This is a genomic window from Pseudomonas sp. E45-MNA-CIBAN-0222, assembly GCF_040310405.1.
Taxonomy (GTDB): Bacteria; Pseudomonadota; Gammaproteobacteria; order Pseudomonadales; family Pseudomonadaceae; genus Stutzerimonas; species Stutzerimonas stutzeri_AC.
Window position 1 is genome coordinate 1 of sequence record NZ_JBEOPU010000034.1, and the last position, 4,604, is coordinate 4,604.

At 55.4% G+C, this 4,604-nt stretch carries 6 protein-coding genes; 2 read left to right on the forward strand and 4 right to left on the reverse strand.

Features of this window, described 5'->3' with window-relative positions; all coding sequences use genetic code 11:
* The coding region (locus AAEZ08_RS22550) for an XRE family transcriptional regulator (RefSeq protein WP_500125144.1) at positions 1-298 on the forward strand (298 nt) is incomplete at its 5' end.
* Positions 299-357: 59 nt separating this feature from the next.
* On the opposite strand, the gene istB is transcribed toward AAEZ08_RS22550, so the two are convergent.
* The 3 genes from istB to AAEZ08_RS22565 all read right to left on the reverse strand — a co-directional run bounded on the left by istB (position 358) and on the right by AAEZ08_RS22565 (position 3,056).
* The gene (gene istB / locus AAEZ08_RS22555) at positions 358-1,095 is read right to left on the reverse strand and encodes an IS21-like element helper ATPase IstB (RefSeq protein ID WP_372364328.1); all 738 of its coding nucleotides are present in this window, start codon (positions 1,093-1,095) and stop codon (positions 358-360) included.
* Positions 1,089-2,648, reverse strand: coding sequence for an IS21 family transposase (gene istA, locus AAEZ08_RS22560; RefSeq protein WP_372364329.1), 1,560 nt, complete (start codon positions 2,646-2,648; stop codon positions 1,089-1,091). The genes istB and istA overlap by 7 nt, the downstream gene beginning before the upstream one ends.
* 225 nt (positions 2,649-2,873) lie before the next feature.
* A complete protein-coding gene (locus AAEZ08_RS22565) occupies positions 2,874-3,056 on the reverse strand; it encodes a helix-turn-helix domain-containing protein (RefSeq protein WP_500125145.1) in 183 nt (60 codons plus the stop codon).
* A 94-nt stretch (positions 3,057-3,150) separates the two neighbouring features.
* Here AAEZ08_RS22565 and AAEZ08_RS22570 point away from each other — a divergent pair, with 94 nt between their 5' ends.
* Positions 3,151-4,128, forward strand: coding sequence for a hypothetical protein (locus AAEZ08_RS22570; RefSeq protein ID WP_372364331.1), 978 nt, complete (start codon positions 3,151-3,153; stop codon positions 4,126-4,128).
* 161 nt (positions 4,129-4,289) lie between these two features.
* Here AAEZ08_RS22570 and AAEZ08_RS22575 read toward each other — a convergent pair.
* Positions 4,290-4,604: DUF2845 domain-containing protein (locus AAEZ08_RS22575; protein WP_500125146.1), on the reverse strand; the 315-nt coding region annotated here is incomplete at its 5' end.

Below are 4,604 nucleotides of genomic sequence, written 5' to 3' on the forward strand. Positions count from 1 at the left end.
CGTTAAACTGCCTGCTCTATTCTTCCATTGTAGGTTGTCGCAATTGATTGAAGAAGGCAGCCCAAACGTCTATGCCGACCTTGGTTGCACCGACGCTGATTCAATGCAGCGCAAAGCCAAGCTCGTCGTGCGTATCAGCGATGCAATTTCTGCCAAGTCATTAAGGCTGGCCCAGGCGGCGATAGTGATGGGCATCGAGGTATTTTGTCTGGAAGCCTGGTTAAAGGGAGATTTCCGGGATGCCGACGAAACATTACTGCTTGCCTGCTTGCGCCACATTGAGATGCAACCGCACTGATTAGATCATTTTCGCGGACGCGAAAATGATGAAGGGGGCATTGCCCCCTCCGGTCTTGATTACTGGGCCTTGGCAGCTTGCTTGCGCAAGGACTCGCCCTTAAGCCCGATACGGTGTGAGCGGTGGACGATGCGATCCAGGATGGCTTCGGCCAGCGTGGCATCGCTGAACATGCTATGCCAGTGTTCAGTAGGGAATTGACTGGTGATGATCAGCGAACCGGTCTGCATGCGCTGATCGACTATATCCAGCAAGGTGTACCCCACCGTGGGCTCTACCGGGGCCAAACCGAAGTCGTCGAGAATAAGCAGGTGGACTTTACTCAGGGCTGTTCGGTACTTGGGCAGGGAGCCGTCGCCAATGGCGATTTGCAGCTCTTCATAGAGTTTCGAGGCGCTTTTATAGACCACCGAGTAGCCCTGCCGGCAGGCCTGGCTACCAAATGCGCAGGCGAGCCAGCTCTTGCCTGTGCCAGTGGCTCCGGTCAACAGCAAATTCTGTTGCTGACCGATCCAGGAACATCCCGCCAGGCCAGCGATCACCTGTTTATCCAGGCCGCGACTACTGCGGTAATCCACATCCTCTAGGTGCGCGGCATAACGCAGCTTCGCCTGCTTCAGCAGTCGTGACAGTTTGCGGTTCTCGCGCTCGCTGAGTTCCCGATCCACCATCAGGCCCAAGCGATCATCGAAGGGCAGTTCTTGCATGCGCGGCTGTTCAAGCTGGTCGCGGTAGGCCTTGGCCATGCCGGACAGTTGCAGTTGCTGGAGCTTGCTTTGGGTCTGTTGATTCAGCACGTCGAGCGATCCTTTTCATCGGCAAAGTAATGGGCACCACGTAGGTTTTCGTGAGCTGGTGTCGAACTGGGTAAAGCTTTCAGGCCAGGGCGTTTGTCGGGTTGCTCGCGCAAGATGGATTGCAGGCTTTTCAAGGCGAAGGTCTTGATGGTCAGCGCATAGGCGCAGGCCTCTTCCAGTCGGGTATCGCCATGCAAGCGAGCCTCTTTCCGCAAGGCGCTGGCTGCCTTGTGTCCGTTGGCCACATCGGTACGTTCGGTCAGGTGATAGTGCAGGTGACGCAACAGTGCAGGCCCGACCCGCTCGCCCCAAGCGAGCAATGCAGCGGGTTCACTGTCGGCGTAATACTGGTGGTTCGGCGGCCTGTGCTCCGGCTGCATGCTGATTCCAGAGACATACTGCCGAGCATGACTGCTGACGCGCAGATGGTTGTGGAAGACTTCCACGACCTCGCCCGTAGCGCGCACATCTACTTGCTGCTGTACTAAACGGCTCGGTACGGAATAATGGTGGTTGTCATACTCCACCAGGTAGTCACTGCGCACCCGAACCTTGAAGCGCCAGTCGGCATGTTCATAGGCGTGGATCGGCAGCGGCTGGAGCGCAGGCTGCTCCACTTCGACGAACAGGCTGTGCCGACTACTGCCAGGCTGGCGTTTGAACGGGCGCTGGTTGAATGCAGGTAGCAATTCCAAGATGGCCTGATTGAGTTCTGCCAAGCTGAAGAAACGACGGTGACGCAGGGCTGCCAGCAGCCAGCGCTGAACCAGTTTCACGCCGGCCTCCACCTTGCCCTTGTCTTTGGGTTTACGTGGACGAGCCGGCAGAATCACAGCTTGGTAATGCTGAGCCAGTTGCTGGTAGTTCAGGTTGAGCTGGACTTCATCCTTGCCATGCTTGATCACCGCCGCCTTGAGGTTGTCAGGAACCAGTAGGCGTGGCACTCCCGCGAAGAAATTGAAGGCCTGCACATGGCAGTGCATCCAGTCTTCAATGCGCTGGCTCCACACGGCACAGGCGAAGGTGTAGCTGGAGTAGCCCAGCACGCCGACGAATATCTGCGCCAGCCTAGGCTCCGATTGACCGTCCAGATAGATCGGCATGGTCTTGCCGGAGAAGTCCAAAAAGAGCTTGTCGCCGGGCTGATGCAACTGACGCATTGCCAATGGCTGCTGTTGCAGGAAGCGGCGATAACTGGCTGTGAACTGCGAATAGGCGATGCCGTCTGGCTCAGTGGCTCGCCATTCACGCCAGAGCAGTTCCAAGGTGACGCTGGGGTTACGCATTTCCGCATGCACCCAGTTCCAGTCGGGGCAGGCTTTCAGACGAAAGCCGTTGAACGGCTTTATGCCCAAGCGTTCATAAAGCTGCTCGTCGCTCCATTCTGGAAGTAGATCCACATCGAGGACGACACTTTCCAAGTGGCGGCGCAAGCGCTTGAGGCTGTTGCGCGAAAGCCCAGTGCTATGAGCGATTTCGCGCGTCGATAAACGTGTGCCATAGTGCAGGCGCACGGCTTCGCGCAGCAGGCGCGGTTCAATCCTGACTCTCATCCATTCTCCTTCGTGCCCCCATGGAGGGCGTTGAACGGCAGGCAGTACCTGCCCCTCGGCCTTGACAGCCGATAGAAGGACGCTGAGAATTCACAAGCGTTGAAGGTGCTCATGTCATCTAGAAAAAGGCTCGGAGTTGCTGCTCCGGGCCTTTTTTGCGTCCACAGTTTTTTGTTGCTCGAATGACTTAATCGATAGCGTGATGTCCTGTCGCGTTTCTGAGTCTTAGTGGTCTTGGCTGCCAGATACTCCTGCCTGCGCGGCCAGCCATCGTTCGACCTCCTGCTTGAGAAACAAGCGGCGGCGACCGACGCGGAACGAAGGCGGCATCGGCAAGCCCATGCTCAATCGGTTGCGCGCCGTATGCTCAGAAATTCTGAGAATCTGGCTCACCTCCATGAGTGTCATCGTCTCCACCGTCATCCCCTTGCCTGCACTGCAATATCCCGATAGCGCATGCTAGGCAGTTGGTGGATACCCAACTACTAGCCAGAATGGACACTTGATTTTGCCGCTCTACCTGGACGATGAATTTTTCGACTCTTTCGTATACGAGGATGTGGCGGTTGCCCTCTGGGCAATCAGGCTGCACGCCGCTGACATAGCTGTTACGCCGGCAATCGCGCTGCGACTGCTCAGGCAGTATCTACAGCCCCTGATCCCGCCTGAGCATTGCCATGTGCTTTATGGGCAGCGCATAGCGACCTGGAATGGCATCTGGGGAATTTATGCCGATCTAGGCTCCTGTGTTGGCAAGAGCAACAATCCGCATCTGTTTGAAGTAATGAAGGCAGTGGAGCTTGTTCATCACTTCACGACCTGGCCACCAAGGGAGTACACGTTCCCGACTGTTATCGAGGTCACCTACTTCCTCAGCATATGCGCTCAACTGAAGATTCCCATGCCGAGTCATTTACGCTTGGAAGATGGTCAGCGGCTTGATCCGTTCAGCTTTTGCACCTTGTGTTGGCGGCAGCCATTGCCTGGAAGAAAACTCTGCGCACACCACTCACCCAATGTTCCGCTTCAGGATGAGGTTGGAACGCAAGCGGCGGCGTCGCGCTACAAGTCAGGTGTTCGCCAAAGGGAGCGATTCGATAAGGCGGTAAATCGCATTCTGACCAAGGAAGTAACGGAGTTCCACGAAGGGCTCTTCACTCCCGCGGTGCTGTTCCCCGAACAAGGCATTGAAGCCTGGCTGGCTGAGCGTCGACCGCTGCTGTGGCAATTACTCGGTGAGCGACAGCAGGTACTCAACGATTCGAATGCAGTAAGCATGCTGCTTGATCTATTGCACTGTCCTGATGGGCTGCCGCCCAAGGCCAATCAATTTTATCGACGGATCAATCAGCATCTGGATAAGCATCCATTACTGATCTGGCCAATGCTCATACGGGCTGAGGGGTGGCTTCAGAGTAGGCAAGAGACTCTTGCAAAATGGGGTGGGAAACGACCTAAAGCAGGGCGTCCCAAACGGTGAATCAATAGATTGGTGAGCCCGCAGAATTCGAAAAAAATCGTACGCTACGGGCGGGAAAGACAAAGCTGAAGTCGCGCGCAAATGATTACGGTCGGTGAGTGAGCTACGGTTTTGTCGTTTTCTCTATCAGACCGATGAAAATACAGCGCCCCCGTGCGCCCTCACTGGCGACGACTCTCAATCTTCACTAAAACACCGTCAATGAATTTCAGATAGCGGTACACTCCATTGCTGGGGCCATACACCCAGTTTTCAACGCTTACGGACTTATTCGGAGTCTTGTTGTTGCTGCCGATTACAGGATCAATGACTTCCCTATTGCTTGGCTCCCCGCACTTCTGGATCACCTCAAATTTACTGGCACCCTCATTAATCAAGTTATTTCCACAGCGCATTGAGGCCTGTGAAATATTTGTGCACGTCAATAGGATTGCTGCAAATACTGAGATCGGAATATATTTTTTCACAAGCGCCTC